Annotated in this window: 18 protein-coding genes and 1 tRNA gene; 17 read left to right on the plus strand and 2 right to left on the minus strand. The window is 48.1% G+C overall.

Features of this window, described 5'->3' with window-relative positions; genetic code table 11:
- Positions 1 to 8 precede the first annotated feature (8 nt).
- From N3Z11_RS16025 to N3Z11_RS16035, 3 genes are all read left to right on the plus strand, one after another.
- Positions 9 to 1,130 carry a hypothetical protein gene (locus N3Z11_RS16025; RefSeq protein WP_260658211.1) on the plus strand — a complete coding sequence of 374 codons (1,122 nt, stop codon included), beginning with the start codon at positions 9 to 11 and terminating at the stop codon, positions 1,128 to 1,130.
- A gap of 166 nt (positions 1,131 to 1,296) precedes the next feature.
- A tRNA-Leu gene (locus N3Z11_RS16030) sits at positions 1,297 to 1,383 on the plus strand.
- 132 nt (positions 1,384 to 1,515) lie between these two features.
- Positions 1,516 to 2,745, plus strand: coding sequence for an adenosine deaminase family protein (locus tag N3Z11_RS16035; protein WP_260658212.1), 1,230 nt, complete (start codon positions 1,516 to 1,518; stop codon positions 2,743 to 2,745).
- Positions 2,746 to 2,829: 84 nt separating this feature from the next.
- Here N3Z11_RS16035 and N3Z11_RS16040 read toward each other — a convergent pair whose 3' ends face one another.
- Together N3Z11_RS16040 and N3Z11_RS16045 are read right to left on the minus strand one after the other, a co-directional pair.
- The gene (locus N3Z11_RS16040) at positions 2,830 to 4,425 is read right to left on the minus strand and encodes an ATP-binding protein (protein ID WP_260658213.1); all 1,596 of its coding nucleotides are present in this window, start codon (positions 4,423 to 4,425) and stop codon (positions 2,830 to 2,832) included.
- The gene (locus N3Z11_RS16045; RefSeq protein WP_260658214.1) at positions 4,422 to 5,036 is read right to left on the minus strand and encodes a YfiR family protein; all 615 of its coding nucleotides are present in this window, start codon (positions 5,034 to 5,036) and stop codon (positions 4,422 to 4,424) included. The genes N3Z11_RS16040 and N3Z11_RS16045 overlap by 4 nt, the downstream gene beginning before the upstream one ends.
- Positions 5,037 to 5,094: 58 nt before the next feature.
- Here N3Z11_RS16045 and N3Z11_RS16050 point away from each other — a divergent pair, with 58 nt between their 5' ends.
- The 14 genes from N3Z11_RS16050 (at position 5,095) to N3Z11_RS16115 (ending at position 24,860) form a co-directional block, all read left to right on the plus strand.
- Positions 5,095 to 7,071 carry a TonB-dependent receptor plug domain-containing protein gene (locus tag N3Z11_RS16050; RefSeq protein ID WP_260658215.1) on the plus strand — a complete coding sequence of 659 codons (1,977 nt, stop codon included), beginning with the start codon at positions 5,095 to 5,097 and terminating at the stop codon, positions 7,069 to 7,071.
- Positions 7,072 to 7,468: 397 nt separating this feature from the next.
- Entirely contained in the window at positions 7,469 to 7,663 is a 195-nt protein-coding gene (locus N3Z11_RS16055; RefSeq protein ID WP_260658216.1) for a hypothetical protein, read from the plus strand.
- 189 nt (positions 7,664 to 7,852) lie between these two features.
- Complete coding sequence (locus N3Z11_RS16060) at positions 7,853 to 9,271, plus strand: sensor histidine kinase (protein WP_260658217.1); 1,419 nt, start codon at positions 7,853 to 7,855, stop codon at positions 9,269 to 9,271.
- Complete coding sequence (locus N3Z11_RS16065) at positions 9,268 to 9,846, plus strand: hypothetical protein (RefSeq protein WP_260658218.1); 579 nt, start codon at positions 9,268 to 9,270, stop codon at positions 9,844 to 9,846. Before N3Z11_RS16060 ends, N3Z11_RS16065 begins: the two co-directional genes overlap by 4 nt.
- A 2-nt stretch (positions 9,847 to 9,848) precedes the next feature.
- On the plus strand, positions 9,849 to 11,201 hold the full coding sequence (locus N3Z11_RS16070; protein WP_260658219.1) for a sigma 54-interacting transcriptional regulator: 1,353 nt from the start codon (positions 9,849 to 9,851) through the stop codon (positions 11,199 to 11,201).
- Positions 11,202 to 11,246: 45 nt separating this feature from the next.
- A complete protein-coding gene (locus N3Z11_RS16075; protein ID WP_260658220.1) occupies positions 11,247 to 11,570 on the plus strand; it encodes a DUF2288 domain-containing protein in 324 nt (107 codons plus the stop codon).
- Between the two features lie 142 nt (positions 11,571 to 11,712).
- A complete protein-coding gene (locus N3Z11_RS16080; RefSeq protein ID WP_260658221.1) occupies positions 11,713 to 13,125 on the plus strand; it encodes an HDOD domain-containing protein in 1,413 nt (470 codons plus the stop codon).
- 270 nt (positions 13,126 to 13,395) lie between these two features.
- Positions 13,396 to 13,587: a hypothetical protein gene (locus N3Z11_RS16085; protein ID WP_260658222.1), complete on the plus strand. Its 192-nt coding sequence runs from the start codon at positions 13,396 to 13,398 to the stop codon at positions 13,585 to 13,587.
- 72 nt (positions 13,588 to 13,659) lie between these two features.
- A complete protein-coding gene (locus N3Z11_RS16090; RefSeq protein WP_260658223.1) occupies positions 13,660 to 17,538 on the plus strand; it encodes a two-component regulator propeller domain-containing protein in 3,879 nt (1,292 codons plus the stop codon).
- Between the two features lie 96 nt (positions 17,539 to 17,634).
- Positions 17,635 to 18,423 carry a DeoR/GlpR family DNA-binding transcription regulator gene (locus N3Z11_RS16095; protein WP_260658224.1) on the plus strand — a complete coding sequence of 263 codons (789 nt, stop codon included), beginning with the start codon at positions 17,635 to 17,637 and terminating at the stop codon, positions 18,421 to 18,423.
- Between the two features lie 2 nt (positions 18,424 to 18,425).
- The gene (gene glmS / locus N3Z11_RS16100; RefSeq protein WP_260658225.1) at positions 18,426 to 20,255 is read left to right on the plus strand and encodes a glutamine--fructose-6-phosphate transaminase (isomerizing); all 1,830 of its coding nucleotides are present in this window, start codon (positions 18,426 to 18,428) and stop codon (positions 20,253 to 20,255) included.
- Between the two features lie 133 nt (positions 20,256 to 20,388).
- Positions 20,389 to 21,207, plus strand: a complete 819-nt coding sequence (locus tag N3Z11_RS16105; RefSeq protein ID WP_260658226.1) for a TnsA endonuclease N-terminal domain-containing protein — start codon at positions 20,389 to 20,391, stop codon at positions 21,205 to 21,207.
- Positions 21,197 to 23,263, plus strand: a complete 2,067-nt coding sequence (locus tag N3Z11_RS16110) for a Mu transposase C-terminal domain-containing protein (protein WP_260658227.1) — start codon at positions 21,197 to 21,199, stop codon at positions 23,261 to 23,263. The genes N3Z11_RS16105 and N3Z11_RS16110 overlap by 11 nt, the downstream gene beginning before the upstream one ends.
- Before the next feature lie 13 nt (positions 23,264 to 23,276).
- A complete protein-coding gene (locus tag N3Z11_RS16115; protein WP_260658228.1) occupies positions 23,277 to 24,860 on the plus strand; it encodes an ATP-binding protein in 1,584 nt (527 codons plus the stop codon).
- The last annotated feature ends 131 nt before the right edge of the window (positions 24,861 to 24,991 follow it).

Raw genomic sequence — 24,991 nt, forward strand, 5'->3', positions numbered from 1 at the left:
GTCACAGCATGATTGTGTATCTGCGGTATTTTCTGATCAGTATTTTGCTGTTGATAACAGCGATAGCCGGATTCACTTATCTGCTCAATCCTTATGCGGTGTTTGCTGCCGGGCCACTGGCTGACGTGGTTAGCCGTAAAACAGCAGCTGCTGATAAAGGGCGCTCCATTAAAAGTTATCAGGCGCTGGTGCAACAGCCGGAAGTATTACTGGTGGGTAATTCCAGAGTTGAAATTGGTTTACCGGCACAACATCCGATTTATCAGGGCAAGGTTTTTAACTTAGGTCTGCCAGGCGCTGGTGTGTTAATGCAGTACGACTACGCCTGGCATGTGGTGAAGTCGACAGGAAAGGTGAAAAAAATCTTTCTGGCCGTTGATTTTGTTGATTTTTTGACATCGGAATCAGCGGCAAAGCCATTGCTTGGCAACTGGCAGGGCAGGTTGAATTATCAGCTGAGTCAGGCACATACACCAGTGACAAACAGTTGGATCCAAGGCAAAGAACAGTTGAGCTTTTTGCTGTCACAAAGTGCTTTTATCGATACCTTTTTGACCTTGATCCAACAGAAAAACGATGTGAACGCCTTGTCGGAGCATGGCTTTAACGACGGCCGCCTCTACCATCACATAGTTCGAAGTGAAGGTTTTGCCGTGTTATATCAGCAGAAACTGCAAGAGCTCACTGCACGATTGGCAAATCCAGCATTAAAGGTGCAGCCGCAAAGCAGCGGATTTCAGGCATTGGAGTTATTTTTGCAGCTACTGGCAGAGCAGGATGTTGAGGTCACGCTGTTTGTGAACCCATATCACTATCCTTATCTGGACGTCATTGCGCAAAGCGGTTTGCAGGGCGAATTTGAACGCTGGAAAGATTTGATAAGCGCTGTGGCACAAAAGCGGCAGTTATCTTTGTATGATTTTTCAATTGCTTCTGAGTTAGTGATGGCTCCACTGCAGGAGTCCAGCCGGGATATCAGAGACAATAAATACTTTTGGGAACCGGCGCATTACCGGCAGGCAATGGGAGCGTTAATGCTGGATGCGATGCAGGCTGGCAATTGCCGGGTTCAGGCAGAAGGGCGGATGGTTGATATCTGCAAAATACTTGCAACAGCGCCGCTGCAATAAAGCTGCTCTGTAACGCGTAAAACCCGGCGAAGGTTGGTTTGAATAATCATTGATTGAGTGAAATTTAATCAAGCAAACCAGTGTTGTAACAAAGTACATGACAAATGGATTCTAATAAGCTTAAAATGCGCGCCGTTCTGCCAGTGCTTTCTGCACACATGACTCTGCCCGGGTGGTGAAATCGGTAGACACAAGGGATTTAAAATCCCTCGCTCGAAAGGGCGTGCCGGTTCAAGTCCGGCCCCGGGCACCATTTCTCTCTGCTTGATGTTAAGCGCCCTGTTTATCTGATTAATTCTCTGCACCAAAACACTTTTGTTATCGCACCAGATGCGGCCAGCTGCTATAACTAAAAACCTGTTCTGTTATGCAATGAGCTCATCAAATGCCGTTTTATTCCGCTGATTTTATTAAAGAAATGCCAAAATCTGATCTGCACCTGCACCTCGATGGCAGTTTGCGGTTAGAGTCGCTGATTGAGATGGCCAAACGCAGTAAGTTACAGCTGCCATCCAACACTGTGGCCGGTTTAAAAGAACTGGTGTTTAAAGAATCCTACAACAACCTCGGCGAGTACCTGCATTGTTTCCAGTACACCTGTGGTGTGCTTCGAAACATGGAAAACCTGCAGCAGGCCGCTTATGAGCTGGCCATCGATAACCAGCAGGAAGGCGTGAATTATATTGAAGTGCGTTTTGCGCCTCAGCTGCTGATTGATTTACCGGCCGGTATTGATTTTGACAAAGTGATGCACGCAGTGAACAACGGCTTAAAGCAGGCACAAACTGAATATAATCAACAGGCTGCGGTAATTTCCGGTGACAAACCTCCTTTTGCTTATGGCATTATCAACTGCGCTATGCGGATGTTTGGTGACAAAGGTTTTTCGCCTTATTACACCAACTTATTCCAGTTGATGCGCGATTTTGAACCTATGCAGGTGATTAAACTGGCGGCGATGGAACTGGTTCGGGCCAGTGTGCGGTTGCGCGACGAAGAAGGGGTGCCGATAGTGGCACTGGATTTAGCCGGTCAGGAGTCTGGTTATCCGGCACATAATTTTAAAGAAGTGTATGAATACGCCCATCAGCACTTTTTATTAAAAACCCTGCATGCCGGTGAAGCTTATGGCGCTGAGTCGGTGTTTGAAGCCATTACCGAATGTTATGCCGACCGTATTGGCCATGGTTATTCGATGTTTATTCCTGAGATGATTCAGGACCCGGCAATCACCGATAAACAGCGTTATATCAAAGAATTAGCCTCTTATATTGCTGATAAACGTATTGCCATTGAAGTTTGTCTGACGTCCAATCTGCAAACCAACCCTGCTATTACCGACATTAAACAGCATAAATTCCGCGATATGCTGGAAAACCGTATGGCGACAGTGATTTGTACCGACAACCGTTTAGTGTCCAATACCACGGTTAGCCGTGAATATCAGCTGGCGGTGGATAACTTTGATATTCCGCTAAAACGCCTGAAAGACATCGTTGCCTATGGTTTTAAAAAGAGCTTTTTCCCGGGCAGTTATGTGGAAAAACGTGAATATGCTAAACAGTGCCTGGAATATTTTGACAAGGTGGCGCGTAAATACGGCTTTATTTATTAACCTGTTCACCTGAGGTTGGCAGACTCGCTTCGGCTCTGAAATGGCAGCGCAATGATGGCACTGCCAGGCTGGTTCCGGGCGTTGTTAAGCTAAATCGTTGTGCCGGTCCACGCCAATTTTGCGGTCGGTCAGGGGGATCAATAACGCAAAATGCACCCCTTTTGGCACATCTTCCACCAGGTCAATCCGGCCTTTGAGCGCCTGGGTAATTAAGTTATACAGAATATAAGTACCCAGGCCACTGCCGCCTTGCTGGCGGTTGCTGGTCACAAAAGGGTCCCACAATTTGGGTTTAATTTTGGGATCTATGCCTTTGCCGTTGTCGTAATAATTCAGTTGCAAATAATTGGGCTGCAGCTGTGCTTCAATACGGATCTCGCCCTGAGTTTGCCCGGCAAAACCATGGATCAGCGAATTCATAATCAGGTTGGTAAAAATCTGCGAATAAATACCGGGAAAACTGTAGAGCCGCAGTGCCGGATCAACATCCAGCTTCACCTGGTAAGCGCCTTTTCTCAGTTGAGGCCGCAGCGACAGCACAATACTTTGCAAATACTCCAATAAATAAAACTCACGCGCTTCTTCGGTCGACTGATCAATAGCCACCATTTTAAAACTACGGATTTGTTCGGCGGCACGTTCCAGATTTTTCAGAATAATCAATGCACTTTCGTTCAGTTCCGCAATATGCCTGAGCAAACCTGATTTACTTAAGGTGCCATCCTGCATTTCATCATTCAGGTGTTGTGTCAGGTAAGTTAAATGGGTGACAGCCGTCATGGCCACGCCAACCGGCGTGTTAATTTCATGGGCCACGCCGGCCACCAGCCCGCCCAAAGAAGCTAAACGCTCGCGTTCCACCAGCGCACTCTGGGTATTTTTTAAGTCGTTCAGGCTATGTTCCAGCTGTGCTGTGCGCTCAGCCACTTTTTGTTCCAGCGTTTTATTCAGCTCCAGAATTTGTTGTTCTTTGTCTTGCTGTAGCTGATTAAATTGCTGGATAACGTCCAGCATGCTGTTAAAAGATCGGATAAAAATCGCCAGCTCAGGGTCATCCGACAGTTGGGCTCTGCGGCTGTAATCTTTGGTATCGGCAATTGAACTGGTGACAGCACGCAGATCGCTGAGCGGTTGTAGCAGGGTGCGACTGAGTCTTAACGCCAGCCAGCTGGCCAGCACTATGGCAATCAGCACTGTGGTCAGTACCAACGCATAACTTTGGGTGAGTTTTTGCTCCATCGGCTGTAAGTTGCTGTCCAGCAGCAAATAACCTATGACGTTGTCGTCCAGTGTGACAGGAGTCAGCAGGCTGTACATGCCCTGCTGCCGGACCGGGTGAATATAGTGCGCCGGGTTGATCTGTGCCGGAGCTTCAGGGCCAAAAGATGCAAAAAGCCGGTGTTGATCGCCCTCGGTTTTATATAAAGCTGCCCGCAGAATATCGGGGGATTGCTGCAGTGACTGTAATAACGACGACGCACTATCTGCCTGATCAAACATCATGGCGGCAGCGCTCATATCAGCCAGGACTTTGGATTGGGATCTGTTATAGGCTTCCAGCTGTAACTGAAACTGATTGCTGATATTCCACAGTACCGGCAGCACCACCAGACCCAGGCTTAATAAGGCCACCAGCACAAAACCCCAGAATACTTTGTGCTGAAACGACACTTTTTTCATGATTTTGTCCTTTGTCTGGCAATAGACAATAACGCTGGATTTACCTGCAAACCCGACTGCTGCAGGCTGTCACTGTTCAGATACAACAAAATCCGGCCTTGCTCAAACACCAGATCCACTTGCGAAAAATGCTGACTGGTGACCTGTGGCGCCGCGATACGCAAAATCTGCGGTTGTTTCAGTTGTGCCAGTAAAGCCCAACCGGTTTCGGCCGGATCTGCCATCAGATACAACACCCGGCACTGTTGGAGTTGTTGTTCGGCCTCAGCCTGCGACAACAGGGCCGGGTCTATGGCCAGGATCTCTACCGGCAAAGACTGAATGGATTTGTCTTTGGTGCCTTGCTGCAGCTGCGTGGTCAGTTTTTGCTGCAACTCACCTATCAGACAAATTTGAAAAGTGCTGCTACCAAGCGCTGGCCATTGAACAAAACGGGCCAGGTTAAAAATATAAGCGGCCTGCACCCCGATAAATTTTTGTTGATCCAGTGCGGGTTCGGCGGCGGTTTTGCCGGTCAGGGCCAGACAAAAGCCTGCCAGCAACACAAATAACGTCCGGATTTTGGGCGCTCTGAGCTGTGGTTTAACTTTAATTTCAGACCGCCTTGTCATTTAAGATACTGATTCCTAAACTGCTATTTACAACAGAGTCTAGTCAATCAGTGTCAATATGCACCAACTGCTGCGAATTTTTCCTGTGTTTAGCCTTTGCCTCCTTGCCGGCACTGCCATAGCCCAAGACAGCACAGACTTATTTGAGTTATCGCTGGAAGAACTGGCTGAAGTTTCAGTGGTGACAGCCGGTAAATACCAGCAGGACCTCAGCAGTGCTGCGGCTGTGATGACAGTGCTGGACGCCAGCCGCATCCGTAATCTGGGCGCTGAAAACCTGCAGCAACTGCTGCAGCAGGTCAGCAGTTTTTATATGACAGGCTCGCATTTTTTTCCGCGTAATGTGGCTTCTATCCGCGGTAATCTGCTGACCCACGCCGACAATCATGTGTTGTTATTACTGAATGGCCGGCCGCTGCGAGAGAGTTATTCCGGTGGTATTAACTTTGCTATCTATAACGCTTTTCCGCTGCAGGCCATTGAACGGCTTGAAATTATCCGTGGCCCAGGCTCTGTGCTCTATGGCTCCAATGCTTATGTCGGCGTGATTAACCTGGTGACGGCCAAACAAATTGCACCTGAGCTGCAACTGGGGTTTGGCGAGCAGGGGCAACAAAGCGCCGGTTTGGCCGGCCATCTGCAGCAGCAAGACTGGGTACTGAATCTGGCGGCAAAATTACAGCAGGATGAGGGATGGCCATTCTCTTCTTATGACAATAACAGGCAGTGGCGCCAGATTGATTATGGTCAGCAAAACCTCGGACTTTTTGCTTCTGCCAGATATCAGCAATGGCAACTGGACTGGAACTTTGCCCGCAGCCAGCAGGATTTTTTTGGTGCCGCCACCAACTGGAGTGGGGGTATAGCGCCCGAAGAGCGGCGAGTGGACAGCAGTCGTCAGCATATTGCGCTGCAACATCAGTGGCAACAGCAAGAGCACAGCTGGTTACAAAGCAGCTTAAGCTGGGCGCGGATGGATTTTTCCCATTACAACTATGATGCTTATGCCAACGACTTGTTGCTGGAGCTGGATCAACACTGGCGGACCAGCCCAGACTGGAAGTGGCAAGCCGGCATTGCCCGCTGGTGGCAAAACTTTGGTACCAAAGCCGGTTTGGCGGCAGCACCTGTGCCCGATACCGATAACAGAAGAGACACCGCTTATCTGCAGGGGGATTGGCAACTGAGCCATAACTTCAGTCTGTCATCCGGCGTGCAGTTTAACCGCAGTCAGCGCAGTGGCAGCGACTGGTTGCCCAGAATCGGGCTGGTGTGGCAGGTGGCAGAACAATGGGGGCTGAAACTGCTGCAAGCGCGCGCTTATCGTGACCCTTATGCAGTGGAGACCGATTTTAATATTGTGTTGCGTAATGCTGCCGGCCAGATCACCGGCGGTTTGCGTGGTAATCCGGCGTTGTTGGCCGAGCAAATTGACAGCACAGATCTGCAATGGTTTTTACAAAATCCACAGCTGAATCTGGCTCTGACGCTGTTTCACAGTGATGCCCGTGACCTGATTAGCAGACAAAGAGCGGCTGACCGGGTGATTGATTTTGTTAATCAGGGTCAAATGCAGTTAAAGGGCATTGAGCTTGAAGCGCAGCAGCAGTGGAACGAGCAGGTAAGATTCAGTGCAGCTGTTACTTATCAGCAAAACAAAGTGAATCAGATTGAAGACTTCACCACAGTGCCCAACTGGCTGGCCAAATCTTCAGTCGAGCTGGCATTACCCGGCGCTTATGGCAACCTGACGTTGTTGTGGAGTTATACCGGCACAGCCACCGACATCGCAGTGCGTAACCCCAACAGGTTATTGCTGAACCCGCCGGCTGACGCCTATCACAGCATCGACCTGCACTGGCGTCTGCCGTTAACCGCTATTGCAGCTTTGCCTGAACGTGCGGAGCTGCGTTTTTATATTGCCAATCTGCTGGATGAAGCTATTTACCAGCCAGAATTTGTTGGCCAGACCATCAATACCATTCCTGCAGCAGCGGGCCGGCGCGTCCGGTTGAGTCTGCACCTGCCATTTTGAGGGAGATTTCTGTTTTTAAGTTATTGAAAAATAGCATAAAAACAGAAATTCAAAAAATCCCCTGCCAAGTGTCGCAAAAAAGATACATGTTAAGTTATTGAATTTAATAGATATTTAAAATGCCCCCAGATCGCTGTCGCTAATTAGCAACAGATCATTCGGCCTGTGACTGGCTGCAATATTGTTTTTGCGCGCGGAGCTTATCTAAGTTTCTGATTTTAAATAGTAAAAATAATTTTTTAAAAGTTGGCACAGCATCTGCATTAAACAGATTGTCCAGGTAAATAACGCAAGTGATACACAAGGTTCCACTTCCGTTTTTTACCTGATGAAACAAGCAGTGAAGTGAAAAAATTTAAGCCCGGTCCGACGACTGGCAACATGACAGAGGTACACCATGGACACATTTTTAATCGCAGCAGCCGTATTCTTCGTGATTAATGCTTTAGTGTTTGTTACTTACTTACGCAAAATTGACCTGAACGGTACTGCTGTTCGTCAGTTGGAAAAAGCGCAGTTTGCTGATGCTTATGCCCGTCAGTCTGCCAAAATCCGTAAAGCCCGCGCTGCCGGTGTTACCGCCCGCGCTTAAGCTCCGCTGATGCCAGCGCATCAGGACATAATTCCTAAAAAGGCCGGTTTAAAACCGGCCTTTTTTTATGGCTGATTTCAGACTAAATCTTTGTTTTTCCAAGCTCTACTCTGATTAGGTTTGGCCGCACCGTTAAATCCGTTATGATAGGCTTTTGTTGGCTTCCCCTGTTTTGGAGCATTGGCTTCTATGCGTATGCCATTTCAGCCTGCGTCACTCAGGCAATTTATTTTATTAAGTTTTTTTCTGGCGTTAATTCCTTTGGGTGTGCTGCTGTGGCAAAGCAACAGTGCTTTGTCTGATGTCAGCCGTTATGCAGTGGCGGAAGCCGAAAACTCGGTCGACAGCGTCAAAGTGACAGAAAACATGCAAAACCTGGTGATTGATATTGAAAGGGCAGTGCGTCAGTTCAGTATTTTACGCACCGAAGCGCTGGCAAGGCTGGCTGGTACCCATCTGCGCAATTATCAGCAAATGCTGGACACCGTTTGTCAGAATCTGGATGCCAAAGAGCTGTGTGAACAACAACAGCGGCAGCTGGCGGTGTTGCTGCAGGTCTATCCGCAAAGCAGTATTGAAGAGTTGTCGCCTGTGCTTGTAGCACTGCGGCAAAATCAGGCGCAGCTGACCGAGCAAACCTGGAAGCTGTTGGAGCTTCGGCTGCAAACCCAGCAAAATTATGTGGTAGACGCACAAAACCAGCTGGCATGGCAAAGTGTGGCGCTGGTGATCCTGACGTTATTTCTGGTGCTCTGGGCGTCGGCCCGTATTGCTTCACCTATTAAACAACTGGATACCATGATCCGCTCTGTCGGTCAGGCCAGCCATCATTTTCCCAATGAAAAGGTGGAAGGGCCACGCGAACTGACTGAACTGGGTGAGCAGCTGCGCTGGCTGGCGTCGCGGTTACAACAACTGGAAGCACTGCGGCTGATTTTATTGCGCCATGCGTCTCACGAATTAAAAACCCCGTTGTCCAGTATCCGCGAAGGATGTGCTTTGTTGTCGGAGCAGCTGGTGGGCAGTTTAAATCCGCAGCAAATGGAAGTGGTGACTTTATTAAATGGCAGTGCCGATAGGCTCAGTCAGCTGACCGAACAGCTGCTGGACTACAACAGATTATTGCAGCAGGCCAAGCCGGAGTTTGGCTGGCATGACAGTCAGCAGCTGCTGCAAAGTTGTTTTAATGACCATGCTTTGTCGTTGCAGCAGCGTCAGCAATATATCGAGCTGGATTGTCAGCTACCGCGTATTTATACCGATGCCATGTTGTTCCGCCGTATTCTGGACAACCTGATTAATAATGCCCAGGCCTATGGTGCTGAGGGCAGTCCGGTCTGGGTGATCTTAAAACAACACGACAAGTTTATGTTGCTTGATGTTGCCAATAACGGTACTCCTATTCCGGCAGAAATGCGGGCTAAACTGTTTGAACCCTTCCAGCGCGGCACGGCGCCACGTTTTGATGCGGTGCAGGGTTCAGGTTTAGGTTTATCTATTGTGGCCGACTGCGCCCGTTTACTCGGTGGTCTGGCAGAAATTGTTGATGTGAATTATGCCGATGTGTGTATCCGCATCCGTTTACCTTTGGTTGAGGAATCGTTATGAAGTTATGGTCTGTGCTGGCTGGAACTGTGTTGCTGGCGGGATGTCAGGGTGGCCCGGTGCAACTGCCTGTGGTGCACAAACCCTTGCCGGCACCGGAAAAAGTGGTGGAGTTGCCACGGCAGGCGCCTGAGCCGGTAAAACCCGTGCTGGCGATCAGCGACGATGCACTGAGTTTAACCGCCTGGGCAAAGTTTCGTAGTGAGCTGCTGGCGATGAATGGCAAACAGCGTGACGCGCTCAGTAAAGAACTGCCACCCTCTGCGGTCAGTAATTTGCAGCAGTTGTTGATCCGTATTCACCCCGACACGCCTTATGCCGTGCGTTTTAAAGCCCAGATGCAGCTGGGTGAACAGCTGACCATTCTGCCCAAAGGGCTGGCTGAGTTATTACGCTGGGACTACGCCTACAACCAGAAATTGCTGGAATCGGAGTCGGCGGTCAAAGCGCTGGGGCGGCTTAATGGTCAGCAGCAGGACAATCTGGATCGCCTGCAAAAACAAAATGCTGATCTGCAGAAGAAAATTGATGCGCTGACCCAGATCGAAGCCAAACTGAACCAGAATGGCGGAGGCTAAACATGAGTGGTAACAACGCCCGTTTATTGTTGGTTGATGATGATCCAAGCCTGCTGCGTTTGATGACATTACGGCTGGAAGGTGAAGGTTATCAGGTGATTAGCGCCGACTGTGCCGAAACCGCCTTAACTTTATTGGCAAAAAATCCGGTGGACGTGGTGCTGAGCGACCTGCGCATGCCGGGGCTGGATGGTATGGCGCTGTTTGACGAAATTGCCAAACGTAATCCGGGTTTGCCCGTGGTGCTGATGACTGCCCATGGTTCTATTCCTGAAGCTGTAGCCGCCACACAGCGTGGTGTGTTTGGTTTTTTAACCAAACCGCTGAACAATGTCGAACTGAGAGACATTTTGCAAAAAGCCGTACATCAGTCACATGTGCCGAGCAAAGACGAATGGCGTCAGGCGATAGTAACGCGCAGCAAAGGCATGGAACAGTTGCTGGAGCAGGCGTATCGGGTGGCGCAGCGTGATGTCAGTGTGCTGATCACGGGCGCCAGTGGTACAGGTAAAGAGTTGCTCGCTAAGGCCATTCATCAGGCCAGTCCCAGAGCACGCCGTCCTTTTGTTGCTATTAACTGCGGTGCTTTGCCGGAACATCTGCTCGAATCTGAATTATTTGGCCATACCAAAGGTGCTTTTACCGGCGCAGTGACTGAACATGCCGGTTTATTCCGCGAGGCCGATGGCGGCACGCTGTTTCTCGATGAAATTGGTGATATGCCGCTGCCGCTGCAGGTGAAATTATTAAGGGCCTTGCAGGAGCGGCAAATCCGCCCTGTTGGCAGCGCCAAGTCTATTCCTATTGATGTGCGGATTATTTCCGCCACCCACCGCGATTTAAAGCAGGCGATGCAGGAGCAAAGTTTCCGCGAAGATTTGTATTATCGCCTGAACGTGGTGAATTTGCAGTTGCCCACCCTGCGTGAGCGCGCCGAAGATATTCCGCTGTTAGCGCGCCATGTACTGGCGCAAAGTGGCGAGCGCCATCATGTGCAGGTGAACCGTTTTTCCGAAGACGCCATGCAGGCGCTGGTGACAGCACAGTGGCCGGGCAATGTGCGCCAGCTGGTGAACGTGGTAGAACAATGTGTGGCCCTCACCAGCAGCCCGGTGATCAGTCTGGCGCTGGTGGAGCAGGCGCTGGCGCAAAACCGCAGCTTCTGGCCAACCTTAAGTGAAGCGCGGGATCAGTTTGAACGGCAATATCTGGTGCGGGTGCTGAAAATGTCTGAAGGCAATGTCACCCGCGCGGCTGAGCTGGCCGGGCGTAACAGAACCGATTTTCATAAACTGCTGAAAAAACATGAGCTCAGTGCAGCTCAGGTGTCAGAGCAGGCTGATGAGCCGGAATAATAACCCAGGCGCCTGCCGGCGCCGTGATCAGAGTGAGTCAGACGCATGAATGAAAATTTTGCAGTCGAACCCGAAGTCCTGAAAACCAAAATTACCGCAGAAACAGCCCGCATCAGCTGGCTGGAATTACAAAAGTTTTATGCTTCGGGCGCCGTGTTACAGGTGAGCGCACAGCTGGACCTGGTGGATGTGGCTTATGCTTTTGCCGTGGATGATAAAACCCAGGTGGCAAGCTGGCTGGCCCAACATCAGATAGCGCGGGTAGAACCGGCAGAGGCGCAGCAGTGGTATGAACAAAAAGCTGAACTCTGGGCTGTAGTGATCTCTCCCTGGGTGCTGGTGCAGCAAACCACACGTGACACGCATTAACCCCGTGTTATGCCAGCACTGTAACAGGGCTTTCACAACAAACTGCCGTACTGGCCTGAAGCAGGACATAGGCACTACACTGACATAAAGTAGTCATCTGCTGCCGGTGCATTTACCTGGCCGGCGCTTTGTGGAGAATATTATGGCTGATGTACGGGGTCCGGCGGCCTGGATGCGGTTACTCGGGCAAATCAAATTGCCTGCCATTCAGAGTGTGGTGCTGGAGGTATGTCAGCTTAATGACAGCGCCGAAAGCAGTGCAGATGATTTGGCGCAGATTATTCTGCGTGATGCCAGCCTGACTTCCAAAGTGTTGCGGGTGGCTAACACTGTGCATTACAACAGATCCAGCAAACCTATTCAGACGGTGTCGCGCGCTATAGTGCAGATAGGTTTTGTGGAAGTAAAAAACATCACACTTGCCAGTGTGCTGATTGACAGTTTTCTCACCGGCAAACCCAAAACTTTGTTATTACAACGGCTGGCCCGTTCTTTTCACGCTGCGGTGCAGGCGCGCGCTATGGTACCCAAACTGGACAGCGAGCGCCGCGAGCAGGTGTTTATTGCCGCTTTATTACGCCATGTGGCAGAACTTGCTTTACTGGCGAGCGGAGAGCCTGCCGCCGAACAGTTTATTGTCGAACGGGATCTGTACCCAGACGATGAACATGCCATTGCGATGAAATATCTGGGTGTCGGCATCGATACCCTGAACCGGGAGCTGGTGAAAGAATGGAAGCTGGGGGACATGTTGCAGGATGTGGTTAATCCAAACGCAAAAGCCAACACCGTCAGCGCCGTGATTAATCTGGCCGACAGTATCAGCCAGCATATTATGCAAGGACTGACTTCACCCCAAATGGCGCGTAACTGCCAGCAATTGGCAATGATGTGTAATTTAAAGCTGGAAGAAAGCCAACAACAAATTCTGCTGATGGCTGACGAAGCTGCAGTAGTGGCCAGCAGTTATGGTGCCGATAAAATTCTGCCGCAATTGCCGGACCGGCAAAAAGTGCTGGAAGTGACAGCGCAATATTCAGTGACCGACTTTGAACTGGTGCGCCATCTGAATATGTTGTTTAAGTTGTTCAGTCTGCAGGACAATTTATCGAAAATTTTGCATTCGGCAGTGCTGTGCCTGCATGAAGGTGCGGCCTTGCCAAGGGTCAGTCTGATGTTGATGGACTACAAAAGTAAGTCGTTTGAACCCCGTTATGTTGCAGGGCGTGACACTTTATTGTGGCGCCAGCAATTAAAACTTGAGCTGGATAAATTGCAAAAAGGTGAGTTATTACATGACTTACTGACCCATCAGCAACCCATCTGGCGCACGCAAAACACCACATCACAGCCATTGGGCCGGCTGGAGGTGTTGTTACCCAACGATGGTGATTGTCTGGTGGCTGCCTTAAAAGTGGAAAAACGGATTTTTGCGCTGTTATATGCCGATGCAGCAGGGCGGTCGCTGACTAACCGTCAGTTTGCGGAATTCCAATTGGTGGCGCAAACGCTGCAACTGATGCTGCAATATCAGGAGAATCACCCGCCGTTATAACTGGCCGCTACAAAGGCTTGAGCTGTATGCACTTGTTGGCTTGACGAAAAAAAGGGAGCTGGTACAGGCCAGCTCCCAAACTGCAGAAAAGCATTAACACCGTGGAGTCGCATCCTTGTGTCAACCGTGCAAGTACGGTTTGTCTTCCTGACGCCGGAAACTATACAAGCTCTTTTGAGTTATTGCAAATAATTCTCATTTAAATTATGCTGTTTTTATCCGGGCAGGGTTTTCCGTCTGATGTTGTGTTGCCGGAACAGGGAGAAAAACATGCAGGAGATGCAAACTGTGATGCCGGTACAGCTGCTGTTGATTTTATTGCTGTTGTTACCGGGTTTAGTACTGATTGGTATCGACTATCTGCTCTATCAATCATTCGACCGGCGGGTGTTGTCACTGGCGGTCGTGCTGGTGTTATTGCTGTTATGCTGTTCTTTGTTAAAAGCCGTCATCAGGCTGTAACTGAGCTATTGCGACGCCGGCAAAAAGCAACAATACTAGGCTCTAACATCAGGTTGTCGGAACAGAGCGGCTATGTGGTTAAAGTGGGTACTGGTTTATTGTTGTTGCTGGTTCTGCGCCGCACCACTTCTGGCACAAAACAGTGTTGATACCACAGTTGGCCGCACTGCGGCAGAGCCAATTTCCGTTTACAGCCGCTTTATCCATTTGTCCCGTCAGCATCCGGGTTTATCTCAGGCTACCGCTTTAACTCAGGACTTACAGGGTTTTCTCTGGATTGGCACTCAGCATGGTTTATACCGTTATGACGGCCAGGAGATTGAAGCTTTCCGCTCTAATCCAAGTGATAACAACAGCTTATCGGCAGACTGGATTTCCAGTTTGCTGGTTGACCACCGTGGTCTGCTGTGGATAGGCACCCGCTATGGTGGCCTGAATTTGTTTGACCCCACCACAGAAAAATTCAGCCGTATTCCGCTGCCGCGCGGCAGTGGAGTAGCCCAACAGGTTGAAATCAGTGTGGTGTACCAGGATCAGCAGCATGAGATTTGGGTCGGTACCTATGGTGCCGGCTTATTCCGTTGGCAGGTTGAAAGCAAAGAGCTGGAAGTGGTACAGCTGCCGGGTGTGGCCAGTGAAATTGATGGTCAGTACATCAACACGCTGTTGCGGGATCAGGACGGTTATTTGTGGATAGGCACCGGCAATGCGCCGCTGCGCAGCAGAGGACAATCCAGAGGGGGCGCTTTACGCTGGCATCCACAGCGGCTGGATAAACAATTATTTACCATCCAGAATTCGGCTTTGACTGCAGCTGCTGTTACCGCCATTAAAACCGATTTAGCCGGTCAAATCTGGCTTGGTAGTTATGGTGGCGGTTTGTACCATTACCAAACCAGCTCCGCCAAACTCAGAGCTGTGCCGGCGCAACCCAAAACCCTGGCACAGGGTCTGGTCACCGACTTTGATTTTGCAGCTGACGGTGCACTCTGGGTCAGTAGTTATGATCAGGGGTTGTGGCTGTTGCCACCGGATAAGCCGCAGTGGCAGCAGTTTAAAGCCAATCCTATGGTGCCTTATCAGATCCAGAGTAATAACCTGACCGGCTTGTTGCTGGATACCCAGGGTTCATTGTGGTTAAAAAGTCCGGCCGGTTTGTTTGCTTTATCGGCCATGGCGCAAAAAGTCCGTTCTCTGCCGACAGACCCAAGTAACCCAAATTTGCTGGCGCATAATGATGTGTTTGCCATTACCCCGGCGCCGTCCGGCAAATATTGGCTTGCCAACCGCGATGGTGGTATTGCCCTGTTCGACCCGGCCACCGCCACGGTTCAACGCTGGCCCATTCAGGTGGCCGATGAGGTAAAACGCAAACCGACACTGGCGAGGCACGTGTTACAGGATCCGGATGGGGTGGTTTGGATAGGAACAGACACTGGTTTATTTCAGCTCGACCAGCAGACAGGCCAGTGGCAACCTTTTGCGCTCAACGCAGAACCTGATCAACCGAATGTTGGCGTCTTGTATATAGACGGATTACAACAACTCTGGGTAGGCACCCGCGGCGACGGTTTGTTTTTATTAAAGCCTGGTGATATCCGGCAGTTTAAACAGGACCCGGCATCAGATACCGGTCTTGGCAGTAATACCATCAGCACCTTGCAGTCCGACAGTTATCACGATTTGTGGATAGGTTATGCCGATCAGGGCATTTCCAGATTGCAGCATGCCACAGGCAAAATTCAGAGTTGGCGCGAAGGTGACGGTCGCGGGGCTGGGTTACGTTTTAACGGTATCCAGCTGATTTATCAGGAAGCAGGTGAACTCTGGGTGCGTGCCGGCAATATTAACCACCGCGTGCTCAGAAACAGTCAGGATCCGCAAATTATCGAAGGTTTTAAATCCTATCTGGGCGCCGAAGATGCCGACTTAAAACTGCGTCAGGCTTTGCACTTTTTATGGTTGTACCGTACCAGCCTGCAACAGGATTTAGTGCAGTTTGGTGAACCCCATGGTTTTATGGCTACCACCTGGATTGGTTCCTGGTGGGTCACTGCACAGGGCATGCATCTGCGGGGTGGTAATCAGGGGCTGGATTATTATGCGCCGGCGCAGATCCCGGCCACGCCAAGGCCACTGGTGGCGCGGCTGACCGGTTTTAATTTATTTAATAAAAAAGTACGGCCACAAAACAGCTCTGATGCGGTGTTACAAAGAGCCATAGGTTATGCCGAGCAAATAAGGCTGGATTACGAGCAGGATATGTTTACGCTGCAGTTTTCCGCATTGGATTATGTGCAGCCACAACAAACACGCTACCGCTACCGGCTGATAGGTTTTGACCGTGACTGGATAGAAACAGACGCCAACAGCAGGCGCGCCACTTATACCAGGCTGGCGCCCAATGATTATCAGTTTGAAGTGATGGCAAAAAGCCCGGGCCAGGACTGGCAACAAGCCCAGGTCAGCAAAGTGCAAATCCGTATTCTGCCGCCCTGGTGGCTGACCTGGTACAGCAAACTTGCTGCGATAGTATTGTTATTTGGCAGTATCTGGTTGTTGTTACAATACCGGCTGCGCAGCGAACGTAAAACCCGTAACTGGCTGGAGCAGGTAGTCAGCAGCCGCACTGCTGAACTACAAACGCAAAATCAGGCGTTGGCCGACTCCTACCGTGATATGACCTTGCTGCAAATGCTGGCAAAACAAATCACCGCTTCGCTGGATTTGCAGGAAATTCTGTTTTTGTGCCACCAGAGCCTGAATGAAATTATGGACGTGCACGTGCTGGCCATTGGCATTTACCGGCCCGAGCGTCAGTCGCTGGAGTTTAGTCACTGGCTGGAAGACGGCCGGCTGATGGCGCCTTTTGAGCTGAAACTACAGCCTGAACAGCATCTGGCTACTGTGTGTTTTAATCAGCAGCGCGAAATGAATATTCAAAAACGTCAGGATTTCCTGAATTTCCTCGGTGAAATTCCACAGCCGCTGATGGGCGAACCTATGCAATCGGTGTTGTACCTGCCATTGGTGGTCAATCACGAAAAAATCGGTTGTATGACAGTGCAAAGCCCGGTCGTAGCAGCTTTTAGCCCGCAACAAGTGAATCTGGTGCGCACTCTGGCCAGCAATATTGCCATCGCAGTGGCCAATGCCAATATTGTGGCGCGGTTGCAACAAACCCAGCAGCAGCTGGTGATGCAGGAAAAAATGGCCTCCCTGGGCGGCTTGGTGGCCGGTGTGGCACATGAAGTGAATACCCCCTTGGGCATTTGTGTGACGGCCGTGAGTCACCTGCAGTCAGAACTGAATGGTGTGAATAAAGCCCATCAGCAACAACAACTTGGGGCGCAGGCATTTAACCGTTTTCTTGAAACCGCCACTGCCACAGCAGAGATCCTCAGTAGCAATATTCAGCGGGCGGCGCAGCTGATTCAAAGTTTTAAACAGGTGGCGGTCGATAAATCGGCCAGCAGCGCCCGTGAATTTGACTTGTCGGCTTATCTGCAGGAAGTGATGGCGTCATTGCAGCCTGAGCTGAATCGTTGTCATTGCCAATGGCAGCTTAGCAGTGAAGAAGCTTTAACCCTGTATGCCGACGCCGGCTCGCTGGCGCAGTTGTTAACTCATTTAGTGATGAACTCGGTGCAGCATGGTTTTACCGAAGATTTGCCGGCTGAGCCAAAAATCACCCTAAAACTGAGCCGCCAGGGCGGGCAAATTCAGCTGGAATACCGCGACAATGGTGTGGGTATGGACAGTGATACGCTAAAACGGTTATTTGACCCGTTTTTTACCACCAAACGCAGTGCCGGCAACAGCGGCCTGGGCGCACATATCGTCTACAATCTGGTCACAGCACAACTGGGTGGCAGCATTTATGTCAGCAGTGAAACAGGTCAGGGCGTGTATTACCGCATTCTGTTGCCAGTACAACGGCGGCCTGCATAAAAGCCGCCGTTTTCGTCTTGCAATTATCTTTCGAATAGATAGAATGGCTTTCGAGTTTGTTATTTATCTTTCGAATCGAAACTTAAGCGGAAACTGATGAATAAACGCAATACCCAACAACGCCGCAGGGCTATTCTGGAACTGCTGAATCAGCAGGGCGAAGTCAGTGTGGATGAACTGGCGTTACGGTTTGAAACTTCAGAAGTCACCATTCGAAAAGATTTAACAGCGCTGGAAGACAACGGTTTATTGCTGCGTAAATACGGTGGTGCAGTGCCACTGCCACAAGAGCTGATGGCTGAAACTGCAGGTAAAATTTCCGCCCGTAAACAGGCGCTGGCCAAAGCTGCGGCAAGCCTTATCCGCGACCACTACCGCATTATTATCGACAGTGGCAGCACCACAGCTGCTTTGTTGCCGGAGTTGTCTGCCAAACAAGGCCTGGTGGTGATGACCAATTCGTTGTTTATTGCCAATAGCCTGCGCGAACTGGAACACGAACCCAAATTACTGATGACCGGCGGCAGCTGGGACGCTCAGTCTGAGTCTTTTCAGGGCCAGCTGGCGGAACAAGTGCTGCGCGCTTACGATTTTGATCAGCTGTTTATCGGTGCCGACGGCATTGATTTACAACGCGGCACTACCACTTTTAATGAACTGACCAGCTTAAGCCGGGTGATGGCTGAGGTGGCGCGTGAAGTGGTGGTGATGGTTGAGTCCGATAAAATCGGCCGCAAAATTCATAATCTCGAACTGCCGTGGACGTCGATAAAAATTCTGGTAACAGACGACAAGTTACCCGACACGGCAAAAAGGCAAATAGAACAGCAGGGTGTCAGAGTGATTTGTGCCCCTGTGCAACTCAATACGGAATTTTCGGAGTAAATATGTGTGGAATAGTAGGCGCAGTTGCGCAACGTGATGTAGTCGACATTCTGGTAGAAGGCTTACGCCGCCTGGAGTACCGCGGTTATGACTCAGCCGGTGTGGCCGTAGTCAGCCCGGCCGGTGAGCTGCAGCGCATTCGCCGTTTAGGCAAAGTGAAAGAGCTGGCCGATGCGGTAAAACTGACACCAACCCCAGGCGGTACCGGTATTGCGCACACCCGTTGGGCCACTCATGGTGAACCTTCAGAGCGCAACGCCCACCCTCATGTTTCCGGCAAAATTTCTGTGGTGCACAACGGCATTATTGAAAACCATAACCCGCTGCGTGATATGCTCAAAGCCAAAGGTTATGTGTTTAACTCAGACACTGACACTGAAGTTATTGCGCACTTAGTGGAAGAAGAATTAAAAACCGCTGAATCTTTATTAGCTGCGGTGCAAAAAGCGGTAAAACAATTCTCCGGTGCTTATGGCACTGTATTAATGGACAAAACTGACCCAAGCCGTTTAGTAGTGGCGCGTTCAGGCAGCCCGCTGGTGATAGGTTTAGGCATTGGCGAAAACTTTATTGCTTCTGACCAGCTGGCCTTATTGCCGGTGACCCGTCGTTTTATGTTTTTAGAAGAAGGCGACGTGGCGGAAATTACCCGCACCACAGTGCGTATTTTTGACAAAGACGGTATGGCGGTTGAGCGCACAGTGCACGAGTCCAACGTCAGTTACGACGCCGGTGACAAAGGCCAGTACCGCCACTTTATGCTGAAAGAAATTTATGAGCAGCCAAATGCCATTAACAACACGCTGGAAGGCCGTTTAAGCAGTGAGTCTGTGCTGGACGAAACCTTTGGTAACGGCGCGGCAGAGCTGTTTAAAAAAGTAAAACACGTACAAATTGTGGCCTGTGGTACTTCGTATCACTCAGGTATGGTAGCCCGTTATTGGCTGGAATCTTTAGGCGGCATTTCCTGTAACGTGGAAATTGCGTCGGAATTCCGTTACCGCAAATCTTTTGTGCAGCCAAACAGCCTGTTAGTCAGCATTTCTCAGTCAGGTGAAACTGCCGATACTTTAGCTGCGCTGCGTCTGGCCAAAGAAGCTGGTTATGTTGGCAGCTTAACCATTTGTAACGTGGCCGGCTCATCCCTGGTGCGTGAATCAGATTTAGCCTTTATGACCCGTGCCGGCGCTGAAATTGGTGTGGCTTCTACCAAAGCCTTTACCACTCAGTTGGTTGGTTTGGCTATGCTGACGCTGGCCATTGGTAAATACAATGGTTTAACCTCGGACCAGCAAAAAGACATGGTTGAGGCGCTGCGTTCATTACCTGGCAAGTTAGAAGAAACGTTAAAACTGGCCGGCAGCATTGAAACTCTGGCGGAAGAATTTGCCGACAAACACCATTCGTTGTTCTTAGGGCGTGGCGACCAGTATCCAATTGCAATGGAAGGTGCGCTGAAACTGAAAGAAATTTCCTATATTCACGCTGAAGCTTATGCCGCCGGTGAGTTAAAACACGGCCCGCTGGCGCTGATTGACGCCCAGATGCCGATTATTGTGGTAGCACCAAACAACGAACTGCTGGAAAAACTGCAGTCGAACGTGGAAGAAGTGCGCGCCCGCGGTGGTATTTTGTATGTGTTCGCCGACGCCAACGCCCACTTTAAATCCGACGCCACTCAGCGTGTGGTGAACGTGCCACACGTACACCCGCTGATCGCGCCTATTGTGTACACTATTCCGCTGCAGTTATTAAGCTACTATGTTGCCATTATCAAAGGCACAGACGTAGACCAGCCACGTAACCTGGCAAAATCTGTGACTGTGGAATAATTTAACTCGCTGTTTTTATAATAATTGTGGGTTGATAATATAGTTTGATAATTTATAATAAAGTTTGATAATTAATATTATTGTTTGATATTTTTTGGCCTCCTACTATGCTTCGTATAGGTAGGAGGCCAAAATGCTAGATTCTGAAAAACCACTCGACCCATTTGATGAAAAGCGATTACAAACCAGAGGTCTAGGTTCTGGTCGTCAATATGAGCCATTTATAAAGGTTCATGAAATAAGTAGTACTGGTGAAAGTTTTCGGATCTTTGGTCGGCATTCTTCCCGAACTCATCATCTCCTTTCTCGTATAGAGCTTTCTGCTTTTCTGATATTCGATTGTTACAAGCTGACAATTGATATAAAAGAGCAATTCCCGCTGCCAATTGTCGAAACCATAAGTATTTGTAAACATCTAGGAATAAAGCATCCCCAGATAGCAGGTAAACTAAAAGTCGTCACCACAGATTTAGTCGTTGAGCTAAAAAATAAGTCAAAATTAGCCATCGCTGTAAAAAGAACCGAGGAGTTACAAGATCCGAGGGTGCTAGAAAAATTACAAATAGAAAAATATTTCTGGGAGCAGCAGGGCCATCAATGGAAACTTTTCACTGAATTGGAAATCAGCGCATCGCTTAAAGAAAACCTTCAATGGCTGCATACCGCAAGCCAGAATTTAGATGAAATTTACTCTGAGCTATCTGACTTAGATATACCCATAGTCTTTCAAAGACTAGCTGGTTCTAGTATACGGTTAACTACGCGTTGTGCCGCTTTGGATGACGAATACTCCTGCGAGCCAGGCTTTCATATTGGTTTTTTTCGCAAAGTAATTGCTGCTAATTATATAAGCGTGCCCTTAAGCAAAGTGTTCAGACAATGGCGTTGCTCAGACCTTAATCTAGTCGAAGGGGTTGATGCTTTGGCAGAGGAGCTATCAAGTGTATCTTAATCAAGTATATGAAGAATCTCATGATGAGGAAACTGTGCAACTTAGAGTGGTTTTCATCCACACAGACTTTTTAATGCTTATAGATATCAACGATGAAAATGCTTGGCCATTCAGTGTAAGTACTACAGAGTTTGCTAATTTGGGGCTAACGCCGATTGATGATCCTATTTTCCTGATTTCACCAGATCCAAATACAACCGCTGAACAATACAGAGATAGAGCTTTCAGCACTATTTCACCTTTGCTTGATACTTATTTTGACCTGTTTGATAAAAAACGGCGAAATGAACGAATTAAAACGCTGTTAACTACTTCATCTGAATCTCGCCTGTATGTTACTCGCCAGTTGAGGCGCTACTGGCAGCGCGGGATGTCTCCGGATGCATTAGCTCCCGACTACAGCAAATGCGGAGCTCCTGGACAAGCAAGAAGACATGTTGAAAATAAAGCAGGAGCAAAACGAACATTATCTCCAGGGCAAGGAATAGTTATTACCGAAGAAATCGCAGATTTTTTCCGCTTGGCGATAGAGGGATTCTACCTTCTTAAAGATGATATTGATTTGGTTAAAGCCAGAATAAAAGCGATTGGTTACCTCAAATCCAAGTATCCGAAAATCGATAAAAGTGAATTACCAACAGATGCCCAATTTAGATACTTTTTTCAGCGAAATTATCTGACGCATGAAGTAATACAGGCAAAAACATCAAAAATTATTTATGAAAAAGATATTGCGCCTTTAAAAAGTACCGCAACGGTGAATAATTTTGGCCCTGGGGCACGTTACGAAATTGATGCCACCATTTCGGATATCTACTTAATTTCCGAGCATGATCCTGATCGCATTATTGGAAGACCAATCATGTACAAGGTGAAAGATGTATTTAGCCGCATGACTGTCGGCTTGTATGTCGGGCTTGAAAATCCATCCTGGGCTACTGCCACTATTGCCTTGGCAAATGCGTTCTGTGACAAAGTTGAATTTTGCCGCCGCTACGGTATCGAAATATCGGCTTCTGATTGGCCAAGTATTGGGATACCTGCATCAATAACTGCTGATCGTGGAGAATTGCTTGGTAAACATGGTGATATTTTGGTCAATAGATTTGGTATCACTTTAACCAATACCAGAGCATATCATGGCAATGATAAAGGGGTTATTGAACGAACATTCCTGACAACTCACGTCGATATTTTGCCTTACGTAAAGGGTAAGGTTGAGCCAGTAAATGGTAAAAAGAAGGCAGGTAAAAGAAATGAGCTTGAGGCAAATATGACATTGTTCGAATTTACCAAGCTTGTAATCCTCGCTGAAATTAATCGTAATAATAACTTATCTGTAAGGGGTTATGATTTCGAAGCGGATATGCCAACAGATTTGCCAGCGATACCAGTTAAATTATGGAATTGGGGAATTGCAAATCGCACAGGTGTTTTACGTAGAGTGGAGCAAAAGATTGTTACGGTTAATTTACTCCCTCATGAGAAAGCCACAGTCTCGGTCAATGGTATAAATTTTAAAGGTCTATTTTATACCTGCAATGAGGCCTTAAGATTGGGCTGGTTTCACCGAAATAAAGCAATTTCAAGGCCTGCTAATGTCCAGATTGCCTATAACACGTTGGATACTAATACTATTTATCTTAGACCTGATAACCAGTTTGAAAATTATTGGGTATGTACCTTACATCCTCGCAGCCGACGTTATGAGAATATGACTTTTACTGAAGCAGTCACTATTCTCAAAGAGTCTAATCAGACAACAGCTGGTTTTAAACAAGAAGCAGACTACGTTGCACCAGATCTACAGGCTGAACTAGAGAAAATAGTTCAACAAGCTACTGAAAGACAGAAGCAAACATCTCTTTCAAACAAATCTCAACGGCTAAAAGGAATTGGCGTAAATCGTGAAAAAGAAAAACACTTAGAGCGAAATAAAAACCGTATTGAGCAGGCTGCACCATCTCAGAGTAAACATGTAGCGACAGTGACGCCCATTCATTCTGAAAAACACGCTAAACAGGATTTTTCGTATCCAGACTTAGACGATTTTTAAGGGAAAGACACTAATGCCTTTTGTTACTGCAAATTATATTCAGGCTGAAATCGCCGATTATGAAGGTCACCCGTTAATTAACGCCTTACCGCCTATCAATTCGCCAGAGGATACGGCAAGTTTAATTAAACGAACGCCTATTATTCGACCCGAGGAAGTGTCATTACCTGCTCATATCCGTCGACATGCGATGCTTCGGATTATGGATGGTTTTTTATATCCAACCAAAGCACATTTGCAGTTAGAACAAACCATCTCCTGCATGATCCGGCAGGGGTATTTGAGTCGGAACATCGCAGATAGAAGCTATCAGGATACAATTAACAAAGCCGTTGATATTACCAAGAAAGTTGCGCGTAACGCTGGTAACGAAGCGCTTATAAGCTCCGTTTTTGGTTGTTCAGGTACTGGTAAATCAACGGCTGTTGAAGCTGTTCTTGTAGGTTATGACCAAGTGATAGCTCATCCTGACTACCAGCATGTGCAAATTGTCTGGTTAAAAGTAGAGACACCACATAATGCGTCGATCAAAAGTCTTTGTATAAATTTTTTCAGAGCTCTCGATTCGGTTCTTGATAATAACTCCGAGTATGAACGTCAATATGTGAAGCCAAAAGCAGGTACAGATCTTCTGCTTGGTGATTTTGCTCGTGTTGCTGCATTACACTCTATTGGTTTACTAGTAATTGATGAAATTCAGCATCTTGACTTAAAGACCAATAACTCTTCAGAGGTGATTTTACAATTCTTTATAAAATTAACGAACATCATAAAATTGCCCATTTTGTTTATCGGAACGCCAAAGGCATATAAACTTTTCTCTCCACTGATGAGCTCAGCTCGGAGATCAGCTCAAGTTGGTAGTCTTAATTGGGAAAGATTTGATAACTTAAATAATTCTAAAAAAGGCACAGAATGGGCTCGTTTCTTCGAGCGTTTGTGGTCATTACAATGGTTTAAAACACCTCAACCTTTAACTTCGCAGATGCAAGAGTTATTCTGGGATTGTTCACAAGGGATTGCTCATGTTGCGGTATCACTTTTTTATCTATCCCAAACTCGTGCTATAACTTTAGGAAAGGAACACATTAGTGAAGAACTTGTAGTACAAGTTTTTAATGAAGAATTGCATATGATCAAACCCATGATCAGTGCTTTACGAAGTGGATTAGAGAGTGAGATTGAACCATTTACAGATCTTGAAATTCCTAAGTCGGTTTTTATTAATAACGCAGAAACATCCCAGAACAATACTCAGCCATCGCCACTAGCAGAAAATAGGGAAGATACTCCAACAATTTTGGATAAGTTAACCAATATGCTCATCGAGATGGGAATTGGTGAGGATATTGCCCCTATAGTGGCTGAACAAGCTGTTTCAGAATTGCCAAACGGTAATCTTTTTGACTTAGTGGCGCATATTAAAAACCTTAAAGAAAATAAACCGGAAAATAACAAACCCAAGAAATCTAAAACCGCTAAGTTGGTACCTGCTTATGTACTAGGCGACTTAAGGTTAATGCATGAGAAAAACGGCCATACATACAACACGATGAAAAAGTCTGGGGTAGTACTAGATATTGCTGATTACTTTTAACTAGGTTGTTTTAAATGTACTAGCTCAGACTTGATCTGACAGTTACCAGTTTTATGCTGGTGTCTGTCAGATTAGATTCGAGTCAGATTCTTTTCTGCCCAAATCCGTTTCCCATCAATCAATGTGTCAAC

It is taken from the genome of Rheinheimera sp. 4Y26, assembly GCF_025245835.1.
Lineage (GTDB): Bacteria > Pseudomonadota > Gammaproteobacteria > Enterobacterales > Alteromonadaceae > Pararheinheimera.

Coding starts and splice junctions, on each gene's coding strand:
- N3Z11_RS16050 (WP_260658215.1), top strand. CDS start 5,095: ATGCACCAACTGCTGCGAATTTTTCCTGTGTTTAGCCTTTGCCTCCTT.
- N3Z11_RS16075 (WP_260658220.1), top strand. CDS start 11,247: ATGAATGAAAATTTTGCAGTCGAACCCGAAGTCCTGAAAACCAAAATT.
- N3Z11_RS16105 (WP_260658226.1), top strand. CDS start 20,389: ATGCTAGATTCTGAAAAACCACTCGACCCATTTGATGAAAAGCGATTA.
- N3Z11_RS16115 (WP_260658228.1), top strand. CDS start 23,277: ATGCCTTTTGTTACTGCAAATTATATTCAGGCTGAAATCGCCGATTAT.
- glmS (WP_260658225.1), top strand. CDS start 18,426: ATGTGTGGAATAGTAGGCGCAGTTGCGCAACGTGATGTAGTCGACATT.
- N3Z11_RS16055 (WP_260658216.1), top strand. CDS start 7,469: ATGGACACATTTTTAATCGCAGCAGCCGTATTCTTCGTGATTAATGCT.
- N3Z11_RS16095 (WP_260658224.1), top strand. CDS start 17,635: ATGAATAAACGCAATACCCAACAACGCCGCAGGGCTATTCTGGAACTG.
- N3Z11_RS16045 (WP_260658214.1), bottom strand. CDS start 5,036: ATGACAAGGCGGTCTGAAATTAAAGTTAAACCACAGCTCAGAGCGCCC.
- N3Z11_RS16060 (WP_260658217.1), top strand. CDS start 7,853: ATGCGTATGCCATTTCAGCCTGCGTCACTCAGGCAATTTATTTTATTA.
- N3Z11_RS16040 (WP_260658213.1), bottom strand. CDS start 4,425: ATGAAAAAAGTGTCGTTTCAGCACAAAGTATTCTGGGGTTTTGTGCTG.
- N3Z11_RS16080 (WP_260658221.1), top strand. CDS start 11,713: ATGGCTGATGTACGGGGTCCGGCGGCCTGGATGCGGTTACTCGGGCAA.
- N3Z11_RS16070 (WP_260658219.1), top strand. CDS start 9,849: ATGAGTGGTAACAACGCCCGTTTATTGTTGGTTGATGATGATCCAAGC.
- N3Z11_RS16065 (WP_260658218.1), top strand. CDS start 9,268: ATGAAGTTATGGTCTGTGCTGGCTGGAACTGTGTTGCTGGCGGGATGT.
- N3Z11_RS16025 (WP_260658211.1), top strand. CDS start 9: ATGATTGTGTATCTGCGGTATTTTCTGATCAGTATTTTGCTGTTGATA.
- N3Z11_RS16085 (WP_260658222.1), top strand. CDS start 13,396: ATGCAGGAGATGCAAACTGTGATGCCGGTACAGCTGCTGTTGATTTTA.
- N3Z11_RS16090 (WP_260658223.1), top strand. CDS start 13,660: ATGTGGTTAAAGTGGGTACTGGTTTATTGTTGTTGCTGGTTCTGCGCC.
- N3Z11_RS16035 (WP_260658212.1), top strand. CDS start 1,516: ATGCCGTTTTATTCCGCTGATTTTATTAAAGAAATGCCAAAATCTGAT.